This window comes from Cutibacterium avidum 44067 (assembly GCF_000367205.1).
In the GTDB taxonomy this organism is placed as follows: Bacteria; Actinomycetota; Actinomycetes; order Propionibacteriales; family Propionibacteriaceae; genus Cutibacterium; species Cutibacterium avidum.
This window is the reverse complement of sequence record NC_021064.1, coordinates 150,476-170,555: the sequence shown is the minus strand read 5'-3', so window position 1 is coordinate 170,555 and position 20,080 is coordinate 150,476. Positions and strand designations below refer to the sequence as shown.

The window sequence follows — 20,080 nt, the reverse complement described above, 5'->3', positions numbered from 1 at the left end:
TGATGGACGAATGTTCTGGGAAAGCATCCCCTTGAGCGACTTCGACTCAACCCTAGACCCTGAGTCGTTGTCACTCAAGTTGATGCTCGCATCATTTTCAATAACGTTGAGTTCACCAGACTCAACCCATGACAGAGCAGATCTATTCCCACCCCGTGAACAATGCGCCGACCACCCCTAGGCACCCCACAACGAACCCGAGCAGCTCCCGGCGACAACGCTCCAGACATGAAAAACACCGGACGGCAAACCGTCCGGCATCCTTCTCCGCACTCGTCAGCGCGGACCAGTGATCAGTGGAAGTACGGAATGAGCAGATAGAGGCCATACAGGACGATGAGCCCTGCGATGACGATGGCCGTCCACCCAAGAGCAACGAGCCCAGCAGCCCCGTCGCCTCCAGCCTCGGTGCGCGCATGAGCACGATCGAGCATCAGTGCGCCGCCCGAGACGACGGAGACGATGAGGACGGTGGTCGCAACCGTGACGATGGACACCAGTCCGAGTGAAGCCCAGTCAATGTTCATGCTGCAGTCCCTCCGGCGATGGCCGAGCCCTTACGGACGCCGACCTGAGTGGAGTCGTTGACGTTGTTGTGGTCAACCTTGTGATGGTTGGCCTGACGGACGATGACGGCGGCCATCACGGCCAGCAGGACGAGGTCGATGACGACACCCCAGGCGCTGGCACCGGCGATGGCCGAGGTGATAGCACCGACGAGAGCGGCAGCCGGCAGGGTGACCAACCAGGCGATGACCATCTTCCCGGCGGTGGCCCAGCGCACCTCGGTGCGGCGGCCGATTCCCGAGCCGAGGATCGAGCCGGAGCAGACGTGAGTGGTCGACAGGGCGAAGCCCAGGTGAGAGGAGGCCAGGATGGCGGCCGTGGACGCTGTCTCGGCTGCGAACCCCTGCGGGGACTCGATGTCACACAGACCCTTGCCCATGGTGCGCATGATGCGCCAGCCACCGGAGTAGGTACCAAGACCAATGGCACAGCCGGCGGCCAGGATGACCCACCATGCCGGGCCGGTGCCCGACGCCTGATAGCCAGCGGCGACGAGAACCAGGGTGATGACGCCCATCGTCTTCTGCCCGTCGGAGGTGCCATGAGCCAGAGCAACCATCGACGCCGAGACGCGCTGGCCATTGAGGAACATCCGCGAGGAGTGATGGGCGGTGTGGTCCGTGATGCGATACGCCAACCAGGTCGCCAGCAGAGCTGCAATTCCGGCGACGAACGGTGCCACCAGGGCCGGCAGGATGATCTTGCTCATGATCTTGCCGGCATGGATGCCGCTCATGCCAGCCTCGACGAGGACGGCACCGATGAGGCCACCGAAGAGAGCATGGGAGGAGCTGGACGGCAGACCGAACAGCCAGGTCGCGAGGTTCCAGATGATCGCGCCGATCAGACCGGCGAAGACCATCGGGGCTGTGACGAGTTGGTCATTGACGATGCCACCGGAGATCGTCTTGGCGACCTCGGTCGACAGGCAGGCACCAATGACGTTGAGGACGGCCGCAATGATGACGGCCACCTTGGGCTTGAGTGCTCCGGTTGCCACCGACGTCGCCATCGCGTTGGCCGAGTCATGGAAGCCGTTGGTGAAGTCGAATGCCAGCGCCGTCACGACGACGATAACCACGATTAACAGAGTCGAACTCATGCAAGATCCTTCGTGCGGGCCGTAGCGCCCCCGGACGGCGAGCTGGGATCCCCCACTCCTCACCGGAGCGGGGCGGACGGCCGACCAGAACCCGGGAGCAGTTCCGGCCGCCCGACACGTTACGCCCAGTGAGCCCACGTTCGCGCGGCAGGATCCCCACAAGCAACGACAAGGTGAACAATTTCACCGTCACTGCGCGCCCACGACAAAGTGTGCTTTCTGTGTACATGCATCCCACCAGGTACCTCGAAACCACACCAGGGCGTCAACGCGCATTCATGTTAACGAAGAGTTCACCCCGCCCTCCATCACACACATGCTCGCACCCCAGGCTTCACACATTCGTCTCCGATACGGCTCACAGGAACAGCACAGCCACAACACACCCGATACGGACTTCCTTCGTGGAACCCTTAATTCATGGCAATCCCACCGCAACCTCCCAGGCTTACTCGAGCTGACGGGTCTCCCATCCGTGTTCTGGCTGTCGACGACGAGCCCAGCCTCACCGAGCTGCTCTCCATGGCCATGCGTTACGAGGGATGGGACGTCACCACCGCTGATTCCGGCGTTCACGCCGTCCGCGAGGCGAAGGCCACGCGCCCCGACGTCATCGTCCTCGACATGATGCTCCCCGACTTCGACGGCCTCGAGGTCATGCGCCGTATTCGCATGGATCAGCCCAACGTCCCGGTCATCTTCCTCACCGCCAAGGACGCCGTCGGCGACCGCATTGCCGGGCTCACCGCTGGCGGCGACGACTACGTCACCAAGCCCTTCTCCCTGGAAGAGGTCATCGCTCGGTTGCGCGCTCTGCTGCGCCGCTCGGGTGCAACCGAGCCCAAGTCCGACTCCACCCTGATCGTCGGCGACCTCACCCTCGACGAGGACTCCCACGAGGTGCGCCGCGCCGGTGAGGAGATCCACCTGACGGCAACTGAGTTCGAGCTGCTGCGTTACCTCATGCGTAATCCCAAACGGGTGCTCTCCAAGGCCCAGATCCTCGATCGGGTGTGGAACTACGACTTCGGTGGACAGGCCAACGTCGTCGAGCTGTACATCTCCTACCTGCGCAAGAAGATCGACAAGGGACGCGATCCCATGATCCACACCATGCGTGGTGCGGGTTACGTTCTCCGGCCTGCTGCGTGACAATGGCCAGGTGACCTCTCCCAGCTCACCCACAGACAGCCATGCGCCGGATCCATGCTGCGACGAGACACCGGAGGTCAGGTCGACAATCCACGACACCTGGCTGGATCATCCCATGGGTCGGCACACGCTAGGGCGTCAGCTCGTCGTCCGAGTGCTCGCCATCATTAGTGCGTTGGCCGTCGTGCTGGGAGGGGTGACGATCTGGGGAACGCATCGGATCCTCACGGATGGCCTTGACGAGCAGGTGATGGCGGCGGCCCACCGCGAGGAGGCGAACCCCATCGGATTGCCTGGCCCGACAGCCGGTGACGTGCTGGGAATCCAGGCGGGCACAATCTTCGCTGTCAAGGCCGATGGCGTCTGCCTCATGACGACCGTGACGGAAGGTGCCGTCCTCACCAAGTACTGCAACGCCGATGCCGGTGAACTGCTCGGCGTGCGTCAGGACAGCCGTCCCCACGACCTCAACGGGAACAATGGCACCGAATACCGCGCACTGGCGGAGACACGTGACAATGTCACCTACGTCGTCGCCCTGCCGCGGACACGACTTCTCAACGCCATCGAGAGGTTGTTGGCCCTCGAGGTCACCATCACTCTCCTGGCATTGGCCGTGGGATTCTTCGCGACGCGAGCCGTCGTCACCAAGTCCCTGCGCCCCCTCAACCAATTGGCCTCGACGGCGACGGTGGTCTCCGAGATGGACCTCGGCAGCGGCGAGGTCGACCTGCCGATCCGAGTCGATCCAGCACTGACTGATCCTCGCAGCGAGGTGGGGCAGGTGGGTCATGCCCTCAACCACATGCTCAACAATGTCGAGGGCGCGTTGGAGTCTCGTCAGCAGTCCGAGGTCAAGGTGCGTCAGTTCGTCGCCGACGCCTCGCACGAGTTGCGCAATCCGTTGGCATCCATCCGTGGCTATGCCGAACTGACGAGACGACGGCGCGGCGAAATGTGCCCCGAGAGCCAGTTCGCGATGGATCGCATCGAGTCCGAGGCGACGAGGATGAGTGCCCTCGTCGAGGACATGCTGCTGCTGGCTCGTCTGGACAATGACCAGAAACTTGAGCTGGCCCCCATCGACCTGGTCGAGGTCGTTCTCAACGCGGTCTCCGATGCCCAGGCAGCCGGGTCGGACCACATCTGGACCCTCGACGTACCCAACGAGGAAATCACGGTGATGGCTGATGCCGACCGACTCATGCAGGTCGTCGTCAATGTGCTGTCGAACGCCCGAAAGCACACACCTGCAGGAGTGACGGTGCACACCACCGTCACTGCCCGCGACGGGCAGGCCGTTGTCGCCATCGCCGACAACGGACCGGGTATTCCGGAATCGGTGCGTCCCCTGATCTTTGAGCGATTCTCCCGGGCAGACGCGTCCCGCACTGCGTCGAAGGAGGGATCAACAGGATTGGGCATGTCCATCGTCGCAGCCGTCATGGCTGCTCATCAGGGCACCGCCAAGGTGGATTCGACGAACAAGGGGACGACGGTCACCCTGATCCTGCCATTGGTCGCCTGAGGACGAGGCGTCCGGGTAAGGTGGATGCACTTGTTCCAGAGAAGGAGTTGGCATGTCCCCTGCCCCGCTGTCTGCCACCAAGCTGGCCGGCATGATCGATCACACCCTGCTGACCCCGGAGGCCACTCACGACGACGTCGCCAAGCTGGTCGGCGAGGCCAAGGAGTACGGTACCTGGTCGGTGTGCGTGTCGCCGTCGATGCTGCCGCTTGACCTCGACATGGGTGACGTGAAGCTGGCTGCGGTGTGTGGGTTCCCGTCGGGCAAACACACCAGCGCGGTGAAGGCGGCCGAAGCCCATGACGTCATTGCCGCCGGCGCCGACGAGGTCGACATGGTCATCAACCTCGGCATGGTGAAGGAGGGACGTTGGGAGGACGTCACCGCTGACATCGCTGCCGTCAAGCAGGCTGTTCCGGATCCGAAGATCCTCAAGGTCATCATCGAGTCGGCCGTGCTGACCGATGACGAGATCGTTCGCGCGTGCAAGGCCGCCGAGGGGGCCGGAGCCGACTTCGTCAAGACCTCGACGGGATTCCACCCGAAGGGCGGTGCGAGTGTCGAAGCCGTTAAGCTCATGGCCGCCACCGTCGGTGGTCGCCTGGGGGTCAAAGCTTCGGGTGGCATCCGCGATTACGAGACGGCCTGCGCGATGGTCGAGGCCGGGGCAACCCGTCTCGGCGTCTCGTCGACCGCCAAGATCCTCGCCGGAGCCCCCAAGGAGTGACGACGCTCGCGGCGTGTTCTCGCTGATGACCGGGACGGGTCGGTGAGATCCGGCCCCTGTCATGCCCGGGACCGTGGAGACGCGGTGTGTCGGCGCTACGGAAGCTGCCAGTTGCGCCCGTTCACCACCCGACCACTCACGCGCTCCAACTGGGTTTCGAGAAGGAATGACGTCGGGAGGAGCGAACGGTGGGAATAACCGCCGGCTTCCTTCTCGTCCGGACTCAGACCGTCTGGGGATCCGGGCTCACCTGTGCAGCGGCCTGCGCAGCAGCCTCGCGACGCTTCCAGTTCAGCAACCAGGACACCTCGTTGCACAACAACTGACGTCGTGACGCCGAGTAGTACGACCTCGACGAGTGACCCAGCCCGTCGTAGACGACGTTGTTGCCCATCACCCAGCACATCGCGTGGAATTCCTCGCCCGTCTCGTGGAAGAGCAGCGGGGTCGCAAGCGGGTTGATGTCCAGGTCGGAGAAACGCTCGTCATAGACGACCACCTGCTCGACGCCGCGCAGGATGGGATGATCCGCAGCCTCGGGTACAGGTTCGAAGACGGCGTAGGAACGCTCCGGGTGCCCGCTGACCCCCAGCACCCACTTGCCCCCGAGAACGGACGGCCACAGGTCCCAGTCACAGAAGGTGTTGCAGGCGGTGTGCAGACCGAGGATCGGCTTGCCAGCTTCGTGGTGCTCCAGAATCTTGTTGTGGGCGCGGGACCATTCGGGAATGTAGTCCCATTCCTCCTCCGGATCGCCGCCACCAGTGTTGACGATGAGCAGATCCGCGTCAGCGAGGTGGTCCAGGGCCTCCGGCTCAGAGCGCCTCACCTCTACCTGGTGACCACGCTCGGTCAAGATCTGGGAGACGGCCTCGGAGGTCGCGTCGAAGTCGTGGATATCGTCGGCGTAACGCCCAGCCCCCGACAAAACGAGAATGTGTCCCATCGGATTTCCTTCCTGATCCTGAGTAGACCCAAAGGATCACACTAGGAGACTAATCCGCCGAGGACGAACTCAGTGACGTCACAGCTTGTTTTCGAAATTGCCTCCATACGCCAGTGCGGTCACGTTCTTGATGATGAGTTCGTCGGCACCCAGGGGACGTCCGCCGGCAGAGTGAGGTGTGATGATGACGTTCCAAACCCCCAGATGAGCACATTGGCGTCCAGCAGGGTCGTCATCGAGCCGCCCGGAGAGGGCCGGGACCGCCCAGGTGACGAGCACCTCAGCATCCAGATGCTCATCCGGAATCGCTGAGCTGGCGTCGTACACCACCGCCTCGACCCCGCCAGGAAGGTGAGGATCCAAGATCATCGAATCGGGAAGAAGGACCTTCATGACGCCATCGCACCTTCCACGCTCAGCTCCCGCTCCGAAACCCTGCATGATGCGCAGGATGAGCAGCATGATCGGTGCCCAGATACCAATGGTGTAGTAGCTGAGGATGAGGCCAATTCAGAAGGTCGCGGTTCCCATCGGGAACAGCATGGCGATCATGACCCATTACGGCCCGTCTGATCGCCAAACCGGGCGAAGAAGACACTTCCAAGCGGACGGGCCTCGAAACCGACGGCGCCGGTCGCCGTCGCGCCTGACCGAGATTTATAACGCGATGACCCGAGTGCTTCCTCCCCTGCTCCCTGCCGGAATGACGGTGTCACGCATGGAATCCGCGGGTTGACCGGGCTTACGCCTTCCTACGGTGCTGACCATGACAAAAGACCCCCGCGGATTGCTCGCGGGGGTCCTGATGGCTAGTGGCTCATTTGTCAGCCTTGATAGGCCTCAATGGTGATGACGACGCCGTCGCCCAGATCGACGGCATCACCGATGGCCAGGTCGATCGTCTCACCACTTTCCAATCGCAACGGATCCTGGCCGATGCGGCGAACGACGGTGCCGTTCGTGGAATGCATGTCAGTGACCTCGATCCCCCACTGCCCCAAAGCGAACTTCACGTGAGTACGGCTGATGTCCTGACCAGGAGACGGAACACGCATGATCTCCTCGCCATTCTCGGCCCGCGGGGCTCGCCCGACGAGAACTGCACCCTTGAGGTGGGTGGCCTCTCCAGTCGTCGAAACCAGGGTGGCAGCCGCGGAATCTGACGGCGAGGACACTCCACGGATCGTCGAGGTCGACGCGACGCGCCAGTCTCCGTCGTACCGAGGGTCGCTCTGAGACTGCTCGGGAGGCACGGGCTGTTCCGACTGCTCTGTCTGCTGAGGCTGCTGGGGTACTGCCCCCGGAGCAAGTGCGGAGACGACGCCCTCCGGCTCGGGCTGCACTCCCACCGGCTGAGTACCGGTGTGTACCTCGTCATCGCCTCCCAGGCCGTCGTCCTGAGCGCGGACTGGCGCAATGTCCTCACGAGCGACCGCGGTCTCGACGGATTCCGGCTCGGCAGCTCGGGCCGGGACGGGGCTCACGGGCTCCTCGACGTCAGGGGCCACCTCGTCACCACCACTCACCACGTCCTCGTCAGGCACGACAGGCTCAGCCGGAATCGGAACTCCGGTCAGTGCGGACTCAGCAACCGGCTCCGGCGCGGCAACCGAGTCGGGAACCTCGCCTGGCGCCGGAACCTCGACGAATCCGGGAGCATCCTCGTCGTCTGGCTGCCACTCCTGACCGGTGAGCTCGCGAGCTTCCTCGGTGGCCTCCGAATCGTTGACCCCCTGCTCCTCAGGCTCCGGGGTCCACGGTTTGAGGGCGTCGTCGGAACTCGCCAACACCCGCGGACGGTGAACTTCGCCGCCCTCCCGAACGACGAAAGGCTCAACCTTGCCGGTCGCGTCGATGATGATCTTGCTCGCCTGGGCAACCCCCAGCAGCAACGGCATGGACAGCCTCTGCTCGGCCTCTTCCATCTCGACGACAACGGTCGATGGGTCGAGCTTCTTCTCGCTCCACGTCAGCAGACCGTCGCCATGATTGACGACCTCACCGGTGGAGGCATCCTTGACGACAACCTGACCGCGGGCCATAGAGTACATCTCGCCGTCGACCCAGAAGAACAAGCCCAGGCTCGGCATCTTCGCCAGCCCGATGATCGACAACGTCTCCACGAGCGACTGGGGATCATCGGCCTCAGCCACCTGCCGCCAGATGGACGACACCAATCCGGAATGGCGCGGCGCAGCCGGCTGCATGATGACGAGGCTGCTCGGCCCGGCCAGCACCACCCAGGAACCAGGGGTGTAGGTGGCACGCCAAGCACCGAAAGTCTGGGACATTGATCCTCCAGAGGTCGAGGCACGATTGTGGCCATTATTCCGCGGACATGGAGTTGAAGTCGACAAAACTCCCCGATCGCACACGGATTGAGGAGTATGCAATGACATATTGCGGCCCCTCCACCGCGGTGGAGGAGCCGCAATTTCACATCAGTGACGTGATGTAGCCCTAGACTCACTTCTCCTTCTGGGAGATGACGGCCTGGGCCGCGGCGAACCGAGCGATCGGCACACGGAACGGCGAGCAGGACACGTAGTCGAGCCCGGTCTTGTTGAAGAAGTGGATCGAGTCAGGATCACCACCGTGCTCACCACAGACACCCACGTTCAACTGCGGGTTGGTCTTGCGACCCTTCTCGACAGCCCCGGCGACGAGCTGGCCGACACCCTCCTGGTCGATCGAGGCGAACGGGTTGTCCTTGAGGACCTTGGTACGCAGGTACTCGGTGAGGAAGCCGTTCTCGGCATCGTCACGGGAGATGCCCAGGGTGGTCTGGGTCAGGTCGTTGGTGCCGAAGCTGAAGAAATCGGCAACCTCGGCGATCTTGTCGGCGACCAGCGCGGCACGCGGCAGCTCGATCATGGTGCCGATCTTGACGTCGACCTTGGTGCCGGCGGCCTCGAACTCCTCGTCAATGGCCTGCTGGACGATGCGGCGATGGGTCTCGAGCTCGATCGGGGTGAAGACCAGCGGGATCATGATGTTGATCTGGACGGTTTCCCCCTCCTTCTTGAGCACCGCCAGGACGGCGCGGATGATGGCGCGAGCCTGCATGTCGGGAATCTCCGGATACAGCATGCCGAGGCGGCAGCCACGGGTACCGAGCATCGGGTTCTGCTCGTGCAGCTTCTTGACCTGGGCGAGCAGACGACGCTCCTTGTCGAGCTCGTTCGGATCAGCGCCCTGATCCTCCAGCTTCTGGACCTTGAGGGACTGCTCGACGAGATTCGGCAGGAATTCGTGAAGCGGCGGATCGAGGAGACGGACGGTGACGGGCAGGCCCTTCATCGCCGTGAAGATGCCCTCGAAGTCATCCTGCTGCATCGGCAGGATCTTGTCGACGGCAGCCTGGCGCTCCTCCGGGGTGTCCGCGGTGATCATTTCGTGCATGGCAGGCAGACGATCGGCACCGAAGAACATGTGCTCGGTACGACACAGGCCGATGCCCTCAGCACCCAGCTCACGAGCCTTGGCTGCGTCGGTGGCGTTGTCGGCGTTGGCCTCGACGCCGAGATGACGGATCTCGTCGGCCCAGGAGAGGACCTCCTCGAAGTCGGCGTTGATCTGCGGCGGGATGAGCGGCAGGCCCGCAGCGAAGACCTCACCGGTCGAGCCGTCGAGGGTGATCATGTCGCCCTCGTGGATGACGGTGTCACCGATCGTCAGGGTGGCGGCCTTGGCATCGATCTTGATGCCGCGAGCACCAGCGACACAGGGCTTGCCCATGCCACGGGCGACCACGGCTGCGTGGGAGGTCATGCCACCGTGGGCGGTCAGGACGCCCTGGCTCACGATGACACCGTGGATGTCATCAGGGGTGGTCTCGAAGCGGATGAGGACGACCTTCTCGCCCTTGGCGCCACGCTCGGCAGCGACGTCGGCGTCGAAGACGGCCTCACCAACGGCGGCACCCGGGGAGGCAGGCAGGCCCTCGGCGACCGGCTGCTCGGTGTGGTTCGGGTCGATGGCCTCGTGCAGCAGCTGATCGAGCTGAGCGGGCTCGATCCGCATGAGGGCCTCTTCCTTGGTGATGACGCCCTCGGCGACGAGGTCGCGGGCCACCTTGAGAGCAGCAGCGGCGGTGCGCTTGCCGTTACGGGTCTGCAGCAGGTACAGCTTGCCGTTCTCGACGGTGAACTCCATGTCCTGCATGTCGCGGTAGTGCGACTCCATCTTCTTCATGGTGTCGATGAGGTCGCGGTATGCCTCCGGCAGCACTTCCTCCATCTCGGCGAGGGAGCGCGGGGTGCGAATGCCGGCGACGACGTCCTCACCCTGAGCGTTGACGAGGAACTCACCGTAGAGCTCCTTGGCGCCGGTGGCGGGGTTACGGGTGAAGCAGACACCGGTGGCGGAGGTGTCACCACGGTTGCCGAACACCATCTGCATGACGTTGACGGCGGTGCCGAGGTCATCCGGAATCTTGTTGGCCTTGCGGTAGACGAAGGCGCGCGGGTTGAGCCAGGAACGGAAGACGGCGTCGACGGCGCGCATCAGCTGCTCGCGCGGATCCGTCGTCCAGTTGCCTCCGAGCTGTTCGTTGGACAGCTTCTTGAAGGTATCGACCAGGCCCTTGAGGTCATCAGCAGTCAGATCCGTGTCGGACTCGACGCCCCTCTCCTCCTTGAGAGCGGTCAGGGCATCCTCGTAGACGTGGGCGTCGATGCCCTCGACGACCTCGCCATACATCTGGATGAAGCGGCGGTAGCAGTCCCAGGCAAAGCGCTCGTTGCCGGCCTCCTTGGCGACGGCCTCGACGGTGTCGTCGGAAATACCGAGGTTGAGGATGGTGTCCATCATGCCGGGCATCGAGATGACGGCGCCGGAGCGAACCGAGACCAGGAGGGGCTTGTCCACGTCGCCCAGGCCACGACCGGTGCGCTCCTCCAAACGCTTGAGTCCGTCCCACACCTGGGAGTCGAGGCCCTCCGGCCACTCTCCCTTCCTCGTCATGGTGTCCACGCAGGCTTCAGTGGTGACGGTGAATCCGTCGGGCACCGGGACGCCGAGACGCGTCATCTCGGCAACTCCTGCGCCCTTGCCGCCGAGCAGCGGCTTCATCTCCGCGCTGCCCTCGGACAAGTCATACACGTAACGGTCAGTCATGACTGATCTCCTTCGATCTGTGTCAGTCTGTTCATCGATTCACGGCGTTCGGACCCGTGCGACTGCGCAATGAGCCCGAGGCCCAGCCCCACCATAGGGCCGGATGTCGTCATTCTCTCACGCTCGCGTCCCATTTTCACGAGTAGGAGCAACCAAGGATGACGAAGTAACTCATGTCTCGTCCGAGCTCGCCGGAGCGGGGCGTGACATATCGCCCACCTTTGCCGCAGATGCCTCCCGGCTGTCTTCCTCGAGCCGCGGATTCTGGTACCCGGCCAGCGACACGATGCCTCCCACGACCGACAAGACCACCATCTAAGACAGACAAGGGGCAACGCCATCCATACCAGTGGAACCGCCACTGTCAGCACCCACTGCTCCGCCGAAGACTGGTGATCAATGACGTGACCTGGGAGCAGACCAAAACCGCTGGCCGTCCCGATCATCCTCGGGTGATCAAGGTCTAGTGCGATAGGACCCTGCCGGCTTGCGCAACCTCGTCCCGGCCGTCTTGGCTCGCTGGTCGACGATGTCGATGACCTTCGTCGCGGACTCTTCCAGGGCCAGGCCCGTGGTGTCGATGATGGGGCAACCCAGTCGTCGCTGGATCCTGCCAACCTCGTCCAGCTCGTCGTAGATCGCGGCGAGGTCGGCGTAACCGTCCTCGTTGCCGAAACCTCCCAACCCGCGGACCCGACGTCCACGGATCTCCAGCAGCCGCTGGGCGTCGATCGTCAGGCCGACGATGCGCCAACGATCGACCGCCGCCAACTCGGCTGGCGGGGCGATCCCGGGGACGAGCGGGACATTGACGGTCTTGTAGCCGAGGTAACCCAGGTAGATCGACAGCGGTGTCTTGCCCGAGCGGCTCACGCCCACCAGACAGATGTCCGCCTCGGTCAGGCGATCGGGGATGGCGCCGTCGTCATTACGAACCGCGAACTCCATGGCGGAGATACGGGTGAAGTAGTCGGCCTCAACGCCCACGGGACGACGTGGGACGGCGTCGGCGTCAAGACCAGAAGCCTCCTCCATCGCGTCGAGCATGGGGCCCATGAGGTTGACCTCGCGGATACCCATCTCCTCGCAGGCATCGGTGACCATATGGCGCATGTCGGGCAGCACGAGGGTGTGCACCACGCACACCCACTGCCCCGCGTCATGGGACTCCTTGACGGCCTCTAGGACCGCAACCATTTCCGGGACGGTGCCGATCATGGGATGGCGCACGATGTGCCAGTGGACCCCCTCGAACTGGCTGCGGGCGGCGCGGGCCAACCGAACGGCGGTCTCACCCGTCGAATCGGCGATGACGTGAATTTCCAGGGGCGACTCTGCCATGTCGCCATCCTAGGGTGGGGCCGGTATCGATCGAGTACTCGGGTTTGATACACGGAGCTGCCAAAAAATGCCCATGTCAACGTCACCATCGCCTGTTTGGACCGTTTTCTGGCAGCTCCGTGTAGTCATTCGCAGGTATGACCATCCTCCGGCACACCTGTTGCGTCGATCTCTCAGCTGTGTCCCGTGCCCGTGGTCTGGGAGACTGCCGCCATGGACACCGCCACCCTGGACCCCGTTGACGAACTCATCGTCGCCGAATCACCGCTGGCCACGGCTGTGTGGGTGCTGGGTCGCCCTTCCTTGGTGCCAGTATCCGGCGAAGACACCACGGCGTGGTCTGACGACTGCCGCGACCTCACCGCAATCCCGGAGAGTCTTCGCCTCAATCCTCTGACGACAAAGGAATGCAGCACCCCGGTGGTGTGGATGGGCCTGCCCTCCAGTCTTGACGAACTCGACGAACTGCTCGGTACTCTCTGGCGACTCCTCGGACCCGATGCCCACATCGTCGCAGGCGGACGCATCAAGCACATGGCCCGGTCCATGAACGACGTCGCTGCCCGCTGGTTCGACGACGTCCACGCCAGCCTCGGAGTGCGCAAGGCCCGCGTGCTGCACTTCTCGTCTCCTCGGGAGCACCCGGCCGTCACTGGGGAATGGCCACGCACCAACACCGTCAACGGCCTGACGATCCGAGCCCACGGCGGCGTCTTCCACACCACCGGCCTCGACGCCGGAACGTCCCTGCTCCTCGATCACCTCGACGCCATCGCGGCCGACGTCAACACCGACGTCGTCGATCTGGGGTGCGGCAACGGCATCATCTCCGCTCACCTGGCACGCAGACTCCCAGACGCCACCGTCAACGCCACCGATGTCTCCTGGCAGGCCGTCGACTCGACTCGTCTCACCGCCAGGGCGAACGGACTCGACATCGTCACCCACTGGTGTGACGGATTGTCCGTCCTGTCCGACCAGAGCGTCGACGTCGTCGTCACCAATCCGCCCTTCCATCGCGGAACCGCCCAGGACCACGCCCCGACCCTGGCCATGCTGGCCGACGCCGCTCGCGTGTTGCGCCCCGGCGGCAGCCTGTGGTGTGTCTACAACAATCACCTGCCGTGGGCATCCCATCTACGGCGCACGGTCGGGCCGACTCGCCAGGTCGCGCGGAATCGTCAGTACACCGTCACGCGGACCGTCCGCGGGTAGACGATCATGCCGAGGAGCGGAACCCTCACCCGACGGGCCGAAACCCACCTACCGTGGTGCCATGATGAGTTCTCGCGTCATCCTCGTCAGTGACGATCGCTCCAGCCTCCGCTCCCCCGGCACCCTTCTTTGGCCCGACTCCGCCTGCATGCGCGGCATCCACACCAATGACTGGGCCGCTCACATCTTCGAGTACGCCATGTCCTTCGAGGGCGACATGACACAGGTACGCGAACTCGCCGCCCAGACCGGCGCCGGAGTCCTGCATCCCCATGGCGCCCTGGCTGTCGAGCCGCCCGGTCTCATTGTCTGTGACGTCGACTCGACGGTCACGCGCACCGAGGCCATCGACCTGCTCGCCGAGTGCGCCGGAAAGGCCGAGGAGGTCAGCGAGATCACGGCCCGGGCGATGGCCGGAGAACTCGACTTCGCCGAATCCCTTCACGAGCGCGTCAAGTGTCTTGAGGGTCTGCACGTCGGGGCCCTCGAGGAGGCGCGCAAGGCGACCGTCGTCACCCCGGGTGCGGCGGAACTGGTGGCCGCGGCGCACGAGGTCGGCGCAGCCGTCGGGTTGGTGTCAGGAGGGTTCACGGCCTTGGTCAATCCGCTTGCTGCGGAGATCGGCGCCGATTTCTCAGCCTCCAACGAGCTCGAGATCGTCGACGACCACCTCACTGGCCGGGTTGTCGGGGACATCGTCGATCGGGCCGCCAAGGCCACCTGGCTGCGTCGTTGGGCCGAGAAGAGCGAGGTAGATCTTGAGCGAACGATCGCGGTGGGAGACGGCGCCAACGACCTCGATATGTTCGCCGCAGCCGGGCTGGCCATCGCCTTCTGCGCCAAGCCCGTCGCCGTCGAGGCTGCACGAAACACCATCCGTTGTGAGCGGATCGACGCACTTCGCGCAGTGTGGGAACGATGACGACGATCATGGGGACATGACCAACCTCCCCGGAACCCTTCACACCGCTCATGACGGCGCATGGCAGGTCGCAGATCACGGCTGCCAGGTGCTGGCGTGGCAGGCCGACGGCAAGCCCGTCATCTGGTTCGACGCCGAGCACGCCGACGAGTCCGACGCGGTCATCCGGGGAGGTGTCCCGTTGTGTGCCCCATGGTTTGGTCACGGACCGAACAATGACCAGGATCCCCAACACGGCCTGGCCCGCCGCACCGACTTCCAGGGGACGGTCGCGGAACCCTTCCGCGTCGTCGGAACCGCTGAGACCGCCTCAATCGGCATTCGCCACGAGGTGGTCATGACCGACACCGCACTGGAGATGACGCTCACTCTCACCAACCACGACGAGAAGCCCCGAGTCGTCGAGGGGATGTGGCACACCTACCTGCGCGTCGGGGACGCCGACCAGGCGCGAGTCCGGGGAGTCCGCGGTGCCGACTGGCACAACTTCGCGACCGGTGACAAGGGATCCTTCGACGCCGACGAGCTCGTCATGGCCCCGGACACCGACACCGTCATCCAGGGAATCGGGCCGGCCCCGACCCTCGTCGATCCGGTCTGGGGACGCGAAATTCACCTGACGACGACGAATTGCCCCAGCGCGGTGATCTGGAACCCACGCTCCTCGTCAGGAATCGGCGACAACCCGACGGCTCAGGCCTGGCGCGACTTCGTGTGCGTCGAGACCGGCGTCTGCAAGGACAATGCCGTCCCCCTCGACCCCGACACCGACCTCGTACTAACGACGACAATCACCGTCACGAGAATGTGAGCATGGTTGCGGTTGGAGAGGCCCGATGCACGTCCAACCGGACTGTCTCAGGCGTGTCATGCACAGTCGTGCGAGCGCGCCAGCCATCATGGACCGACAGTGCCGTTCCGACCCCAAAAGCAGGGGTGCCCCATCCCGCGCCAAGCACCCCCATATACAGTGTTGCCAACGTTTCGGACCGCATTCAACGGGAACGAAACAGTGTTTCTTCGACGGCTCACGGGTAGCGCCGTGCACCGTCACCGACAACCAGCCGCACGGCGGCAGGAGGACAGATGTCAGAGCGGATTGCGAACGCAGCCCTGCGTCAGAAGGTGATGAGCGCGGACGACGCGGCTGCGCTCATCAATGACGGTGACCAGATCGGATTCGGTGGATTCACTGGGTCGGGCTACCCCAAGGCACTTCCGAGCGCACTGGCCAAGCGCATCAAGGAATCCCACGATCGCGGCGAGAAGTTCACCGTCAACGTCTTCACCGGAGCCTCGACCGCTCCCGAACTCGACGGCGCCCTCGCCTCCGTCGATGGCATCGGCTGGCGCATGCCATACCAGTCCGATCCCCAGATGCGAAACAAGATCAACGACGGCACATCCTTCTACACCGACATTCACCTGTCGGAGTCGGGCATGATGGTGCGTCAGGGCTTTTTCGGAAAGGTCGACTACGCCGTCATTGAGGCCACCCGAATCACTGAGGATGGGGACGTCGTCCTCACCTCCTCGGTCGGCAACAACGCCGTGTACTGTGACGTCGCCGACAAGATCATCATCGAGGTGAACTCGTGGCAGTCCGAGGACCTCGAGGGAATGCACGACATCTACGGTGGGTTCGCGCTTCCTCCGAATCGAGTGCCCATCCCGATCACCCACCCCGGTGACCGGATCGGTGACAAGTTCCTCCACGTCCCCCAGAACAAGGTCGCGGCGATCATCGAGACCGATGGCCCCGACCGCAACACCCCGTTCAAGCCGATTGACGACGACTCCCGCAAGATCGCCGGCTACCTTCTGGACTTCTACGACAACGAGGTCAAGCAGGGGCGAATGCCGAAGAACCTGCTGCCGCTGCAGTCCGGTGTCGGCAACATCCCGAACGCCGTTCTCGACGGCCTTCTCCACTCCGACCTCGAGCATTTGACCTCCTACACCGAGGTCATCCAGGACGGCATGATCGACCTCATCGATGCCGGGAAGCTCGACGTCGCCTCGGCCACCGCTTTCTCGCTGTCGCCCGAGTACGCGCACAAGATGAACGAGAACGCGGCCTTCTACCGCGATCACATCATCCTGCGGCCCCAGGAGATCTCGAACCACCCCGAGGTCATTCGCCGCCTCGGTGTCGTCGGCGCCAACGGCATGATCGAGGCCGACATCTACGGCAACATCAACTCGACCCACGTCATGGGCTCGCGAATGATGAACGGCATCGGTGGATCCGGTGACTTCACCCGCAACGCCTACATCTCGGCCTTCGTGTCCCCGTCGACGGCCAAGGGCGGCGCCATCTCGGCGATCGTCCCGATGGTGTCGCACGTCGATCACACCGAGCACGACGCCATGGTCATCATCACCGAGCAGGGCATCGCCGATCTGCGCGGCCTGGCCCCGCGTCAGCGTGCCCCGAAGATCATCGAGAACTGCGCCCACCCGGACTACCGTCCGATGCTGATGGACTACTACGAGCGTGCACTGCGTGACTGCAAGTTCAAGCACACCCCGCATCTGCTCGACGAGGCTTACAACTGGCACACCCGGTTCCTTGAGACCGGCACCATGCAGCAGAACTGAGCTTCACAGCCGCACACAGTTGCCCCCGGATCGCAACCGATCCGGGGGGGCAACTGTGTGTTGGCGCGATTCTCTGCCTCTCCGCCAAACGCAGTGACGATTTTTGTCAGCCCGGGGAAGGTCCAAGCTCCACAGATGTCCGGACCCCACCCCGGCGACAATTTTCGTCAACTCGGGGTGGTGCCGAGCAGTGGGATTGCCCAGGGTCTTCCCGACATGATGGTTTTCGTCAGACACGCACAGGCCCGGTCACCCTGAGGTGGGCGGGCCTGCTACACACGCATCCTTGGTGTAGGTCGGGACATGAGGAGAATCCCCTCACGACACCGCATCAGTCATCGATCACGCTCCTGTCCGGGGCAGGGCGACAGGATGGGGCCCCTCGCCGGTGGAACCGCCAGTAGCGACAGTGCTGGCGGGAGCAGGGGTGGGTGCAACGCTCGGAACGCTGTCGACACGACTGGGAATCGGGGTGGCCGGGACACTCGGGGAAGGTGTGGCCGATCCACTCGGGGACGGGGTCGGAGTCGGGGTCTGGCCCTTCTCGACCACGGTCACGTCGCGAACGACGGTAGCAGTGTTCCCGGCCTTGTCGGTCACGCGGTAGGTCACCTGATACTTGCCGACCTTGGTCGGGTCAACGTTTCCGGACACCTTGATGCTGGCGGAGTCGATGTCACCGTCAAGGTTGTCGGTGGCGCTGACGCCGGCCATCGGGTCGAAGGTGGCATCCTTCTCGATCATGGTGTCCTCGACTCCCCTGAGGGTCGGGGCCTTCCTGTCGACCTGGTAGAGGGTGATCTCGTCAACCTTCTCGACCGGGCCCTCGCTGCGGACAGCCTGTGCGTAGGTGGTGAAGGTGATCTTGTCGTTGTTGACCTTGACCGCAGTGTAGTTCGGAGTCATCGTCTGCCTGTGCACGGCGACGTACTTGTAGACGTCGTCCCAGCTGGTCGGCTTCTCGTCGTAGAACTTGGAACCGGAGCCGGAGTTGGCGGTGAGGTAGAACCCCTCGCCGTCCTGCGGGTGGTACTCGTTGAGGGCCTTCTCGTCGGTGCGATCACCGTCAACAGGGTTCACCTTCGGGTCGATGAGGTGGGCGCGGGTGTAGACGTGATCATGGCCGTTGAGGACGCCGGCGTAGCCGAGTTCGGAGACGACCGGCACCAGCTTGCGCCACTCGGGAATCTCCTTGTCCCGCGAGTGCGAGGCGTTGGAGAACATGTTGTGGTGCTGGATGACGAACTTCCAGCGTACGTCGGAGTCGTTGCCGTGCTCGGCGTCGATCTTCCGCAGATACTCGATGTGGCCGTTGGGGCCGTCATAGTTGAGGTCGTTGGAGTTGATGTTCACGAACAGGATGCCGTTGAACTTGAACCAGTAGTCACCGTTGGCCTGCTCGGAGTTGCCGGCACCGTACTTCTTGTCAACGTTGGGGCGTCCGAAGAAGTTCTCGTAGATCGGCGAGATGTCGTGGTTACCGATCGTCGTCACCAGCGGCTGGGTGCGCAGGATGTCGGGACGGTAGAAGTTCTCGTACTGGGTTCCGAGGACGTCATAGTCGGTGAACCCGTTGATCTGGTCGCCCAGGGACAGCAGCATCGACGAGTTCGGGTAGGCCTTCCCAGCGCGCTCCATGGTCTTGACCCACCAGTCACCGTGGATGTTGGGGTCCTTGGTGTAGCGACCACTGGCACCGATCTGGGGGTCACCGACCATGAGGAAGGTGAAGTCCTTGTTCGGGTCCATCGAGTCGGTGGTGAAGGAGTAGGTCTTGCTCCAGCCACGCTCGGATCCGGCGCGGTAGACGTACTTGGTGTTGGGCTTGAGACCCTTGACGTCGCTGCGATGGAAGACGTAGTCGGAGAACTGCGCCTTGTCGATGGTGGAGGTGGTGGCGGGGACGTCGGCGACAAGCTTGGTCGGGAAGGCGTCGTCCTCCTTGGCCGGGGCGACGGCAAGTTGCAGACGCTCCTGCTCAGCCTCGTTGGAGACCCAGGTGAAGATGCGATCATGCTGGTCGCTGCCGATCTGCATTGACAGTTCCTTGATCTTGGGGACCTGGGCGGCAGGCTGCAGGACGACGTCCTCGTCAACGGAGAACCACACGTCAGAGCTCTCGGCGCGGCCGTTGTGGACCTCGACACCGATGATGTTCTTGCCCTTGACGAAGGGCGAGCCCTTGATGGCGGCCTCAGCCAGGCTGAAGGTCTTGGGGGCGGACTTGTTGGAGCCGCCGTAGGAGTTCCAGCTCTTGACGTCCTCGTCGTCAGCACCAGCAATGCGCTTGCCGTTGACGTAGACGGTGACCGAGTCGTCGTAGCTGAGGACCCCGGACAGGGCGGTGTTCCTGGCCTCGTCAGCGGTCAGGTCGACCTCGGTGCGGAAGAAGAATCCCGGGACGTCGTCCTCGGTGCCGGGCAGGTACTGGTTGAGCAGGACGGTCGGGGCGTGCTCGTCGCTAAGTGGGGCGAGCTTGCCGCGCTTGGCGCCGAACTTGCCGGCGTCCGCCTTCCAGTTGGATCCAGGTTTGAAACCGGTGGTGGCCCAGGCCGCACCGTCGGACGGCTTGGTGCCGTCGTCGAGGTAGGTCCAGGTCGTGTCGGGGGTGAGCAGGGTCTTCGGTTCCGGTACGGCCTGCGAGGCCGGCGCGAAACCGGCCATCGACGCGACGGTGACGGCCGCCGCGAGTAGGAACGCGCCGGCATTCCTGGTACGTGACTGTGACACGAAATCCATGTTTGAATGTCCTCACGGTTGACGTGTGCAGACGGTCCTTGCCTGCTTGATCATCGTCAAGGAGGGGTCTGAACGTGACGGCCACAGCAGGCCACGGTTCGGCAACGAGTGGATGAAACCTT

The 20,080-nt window shown here is 63.7% G+C and carries 15 protein-coding genes; 7 read left to right on the top strand and 8 right to left on the bottom strand.

Features of this window, described 5'->3' with window-relative positions; all coding sequences use genetic code 11:
• Positions 1-293: 293 nt before the first annotated feature.
• Positions 294-527, bottom strand: a complete 234-nt coding sequence (locus PALO_RS00780) for a hypothetical protein (RefSeq protein ID WP_004809312.1) — start codon at positions 525-527, stop codon at positions 294-296.
• Positions 524-1,669, bottom strand: coding sequence for an inorganic phosphate transporter (locus tag PALO_RS00775; RefSeq protein WP_015582048.1), 1,146 nt, complete (start codon positions 1,667-1,669; stop codon positions 524-526). The genes PALO_RS00780 and PALO_RS00775 overlap by 4 nt, the downstream gene beginning before the upstream one ends.
• A 420-nt stretch (positions 1,670-2,089) precedes the next feature.
• Between PALO_RS00775 and PALO_RS00770 the strand changes: the two genes are divergently transcribed.
• The 3 genes from PALO_RS00770 to deoC all read left to right on the top strand — a co-directional run bounded on the left by PALO_RS00770 (position 2,090) and on the right by deoC (position 5,076).
• Entirely contained in the window at positions 2,090-2,821 is a 732-nt protein-coding gene (locus PALO_RS00770; RefSeq protein ID WP_015582047.1) for a response regulator transcription factor, read from the top strand.
• 115 nt (positions 2,822-2,936) lie between these two features.
• Positions 2,937-4,349: a sensor histidine kinase gene (locus PALO_RS00765; RefSeq protein WP_015582046.1), complete on the top strand. Its 1,413-nt coding sequence runs from the start codon at positions 2,937-2,939 to the stop codon at positions 4,347-4,349.
• Positions 4,350-4,401: 52 nt separating this feature from the next.
• The gene (gene deoC, locus PALO_RS00760; protein WP_004809318.1) at positions 4,402-5,076 is read left to right on the top strand and encodes a deoxyribose-phosphate aldolase; all 675 of its coding nucleotides are present in this window, start codon (positions 4,402-4,404) and stop codon (positions 5,074-5,076) included.
• Between the two features lie 223 nt (positions 5,077-5,299).
• On the opposite strand, the gene PALO_RS00755 is transcribed toward deoC, so the two are convergent.
• The 5 genes from PALO_RS00755 to PALO_RS00735 form a co-directional block, all read right to left on the bottom strand.
• Positions 5,300-6,022, bottom strand: a complete 723-nt coding sequence (locus PALO_RS00755) for a ThuA domain-containing protein (protein WP_004809320.1) — start codon at positions 6,020-6,022, stop codon at positions 5,300-5,302.
• Positions 6,023-6,100: 78 nt separating this feature from the next.
• Positions 6,101-6,415: a phosphoglycerate dehydrogenase gene (locus tag PALO_RS00750; RefSeq protein ID WP_235044051.1), complete on the bottom strand. Its 315-nt coding sequence runs from the start codon at positions 6,413-6,415 to the stop codon at positions 6,101-6,103.
• Between the two features lie 431 nt (positions 6,416-6,846).
• On the bottom strand, positions 6,847-8,313 hold the full coding sequence (locus PALO_RS00745) for an FHA domain-containing protein (RefSeq protein ID WP_015582044.1): 1,467 nt from the start codon (positions 8,311-8,313) through the stop codon (positions 6,847-6,849).
• A gap of 175 nt (positions 8,314-8,488) precedes the next feature.
• Positions 8,489-11,140, bottom strand: a complete 2,652-nt coding sequence (gene ppdK / locus PALO_RS00740) for a pyruvate, phosphate dikinase (RefSeq protein WP_004809326.1) — start codon at positions 11,138-11,140, stop codon at positions 8,489-8,491.
• A 456-nt stretch (positions 11,141-11,596) separates the two neighbouring features.
• Positions 11,597-12,481, bottom strand: a complete 885-nt coding sequence (locus PALO_RS00735) for a pyruvate, water dikinase regulatory protein (RefSeq protein WP_015582043.1) — start codon at positions 12,479-12,481, stop codon at positions 11,597-11,599.
• Between the two features lie 213 nt (positions 12,482-12,694).
• On the opposite strand from PALO_RS00735, the gene PALO_RS00730 reads away from it, so the two are divergent.
• The 4 genes from PALO_RS00730 (at position 12,695) to PALO_RS00715 (ending at position 17,219) form a co-directional block, all read left to right on the top strand.
• Positions 12,695-13,696 (top strand): class I SAM-dependent methyltransferase, encoded by a 1,002-nt coding sequence (locus PALO_RS00730; RefSeq protein WP_015582042.1) that lies wholly within the window; start codon positions 12,695-12,697, stop codon positions 13,694-13,696.
• A gap of 64 nt (positions 13,697-13,760) precedes the next feature.
• On the top strand, positions 13,761-14,618 hold the full coding sequence (serB, locus tag PALO_RS00725) for a phosphoserine phosphatase SerB (protein ID WP_015582041.1): 858 nt from the start codon (positions 13,761-13,763) through the stop codon (positions 14,616-14,618).
• A gap of 16 nt (positions 14,619-14,634) precedes the next feature.
• The gene (locus PALO_RS00720; RefSeq protein ID WP_004809337.1) at positions 14,635-15,429 is read left to right on the top strand and encodes an aldose epimerase family protein; all 795 of its coding nucleotides are present in this window, start codon (positions 14,635-14,637) and stop codon (positions 15,427-15,429) included.
• Between the two features lie 275 nt (positions 15,430-15,704).
• A complete protein-coding gene (locus PALO_RS00715) occupies positions 15,705-17,219 on the top strand; it encodes a succinyl-CoA:acetate CoA-transferase ScpC (protein ID WP_015582040.1) in 1,515 nt (504 codons plus the stop codon).
• 342 nt (positions 17,220-17,561) lie between these two features.
• Here PALO_RS00715 and PALO_RS00710 read toward each other — a convergent pair whose 3' ends face one another.
• Entirely contained in the window at positions 17,562-19,958 is a 2,397-nt protein-coding gene (locus PALO_RS00710) for an immunoglobulin-like domain-containing protein (RefSeq protein ID WP_015582039.1), read from the bottom strand.
• Between the last annotated feature and the right edge of the window lie 122 nt (positions 19,959-20,080).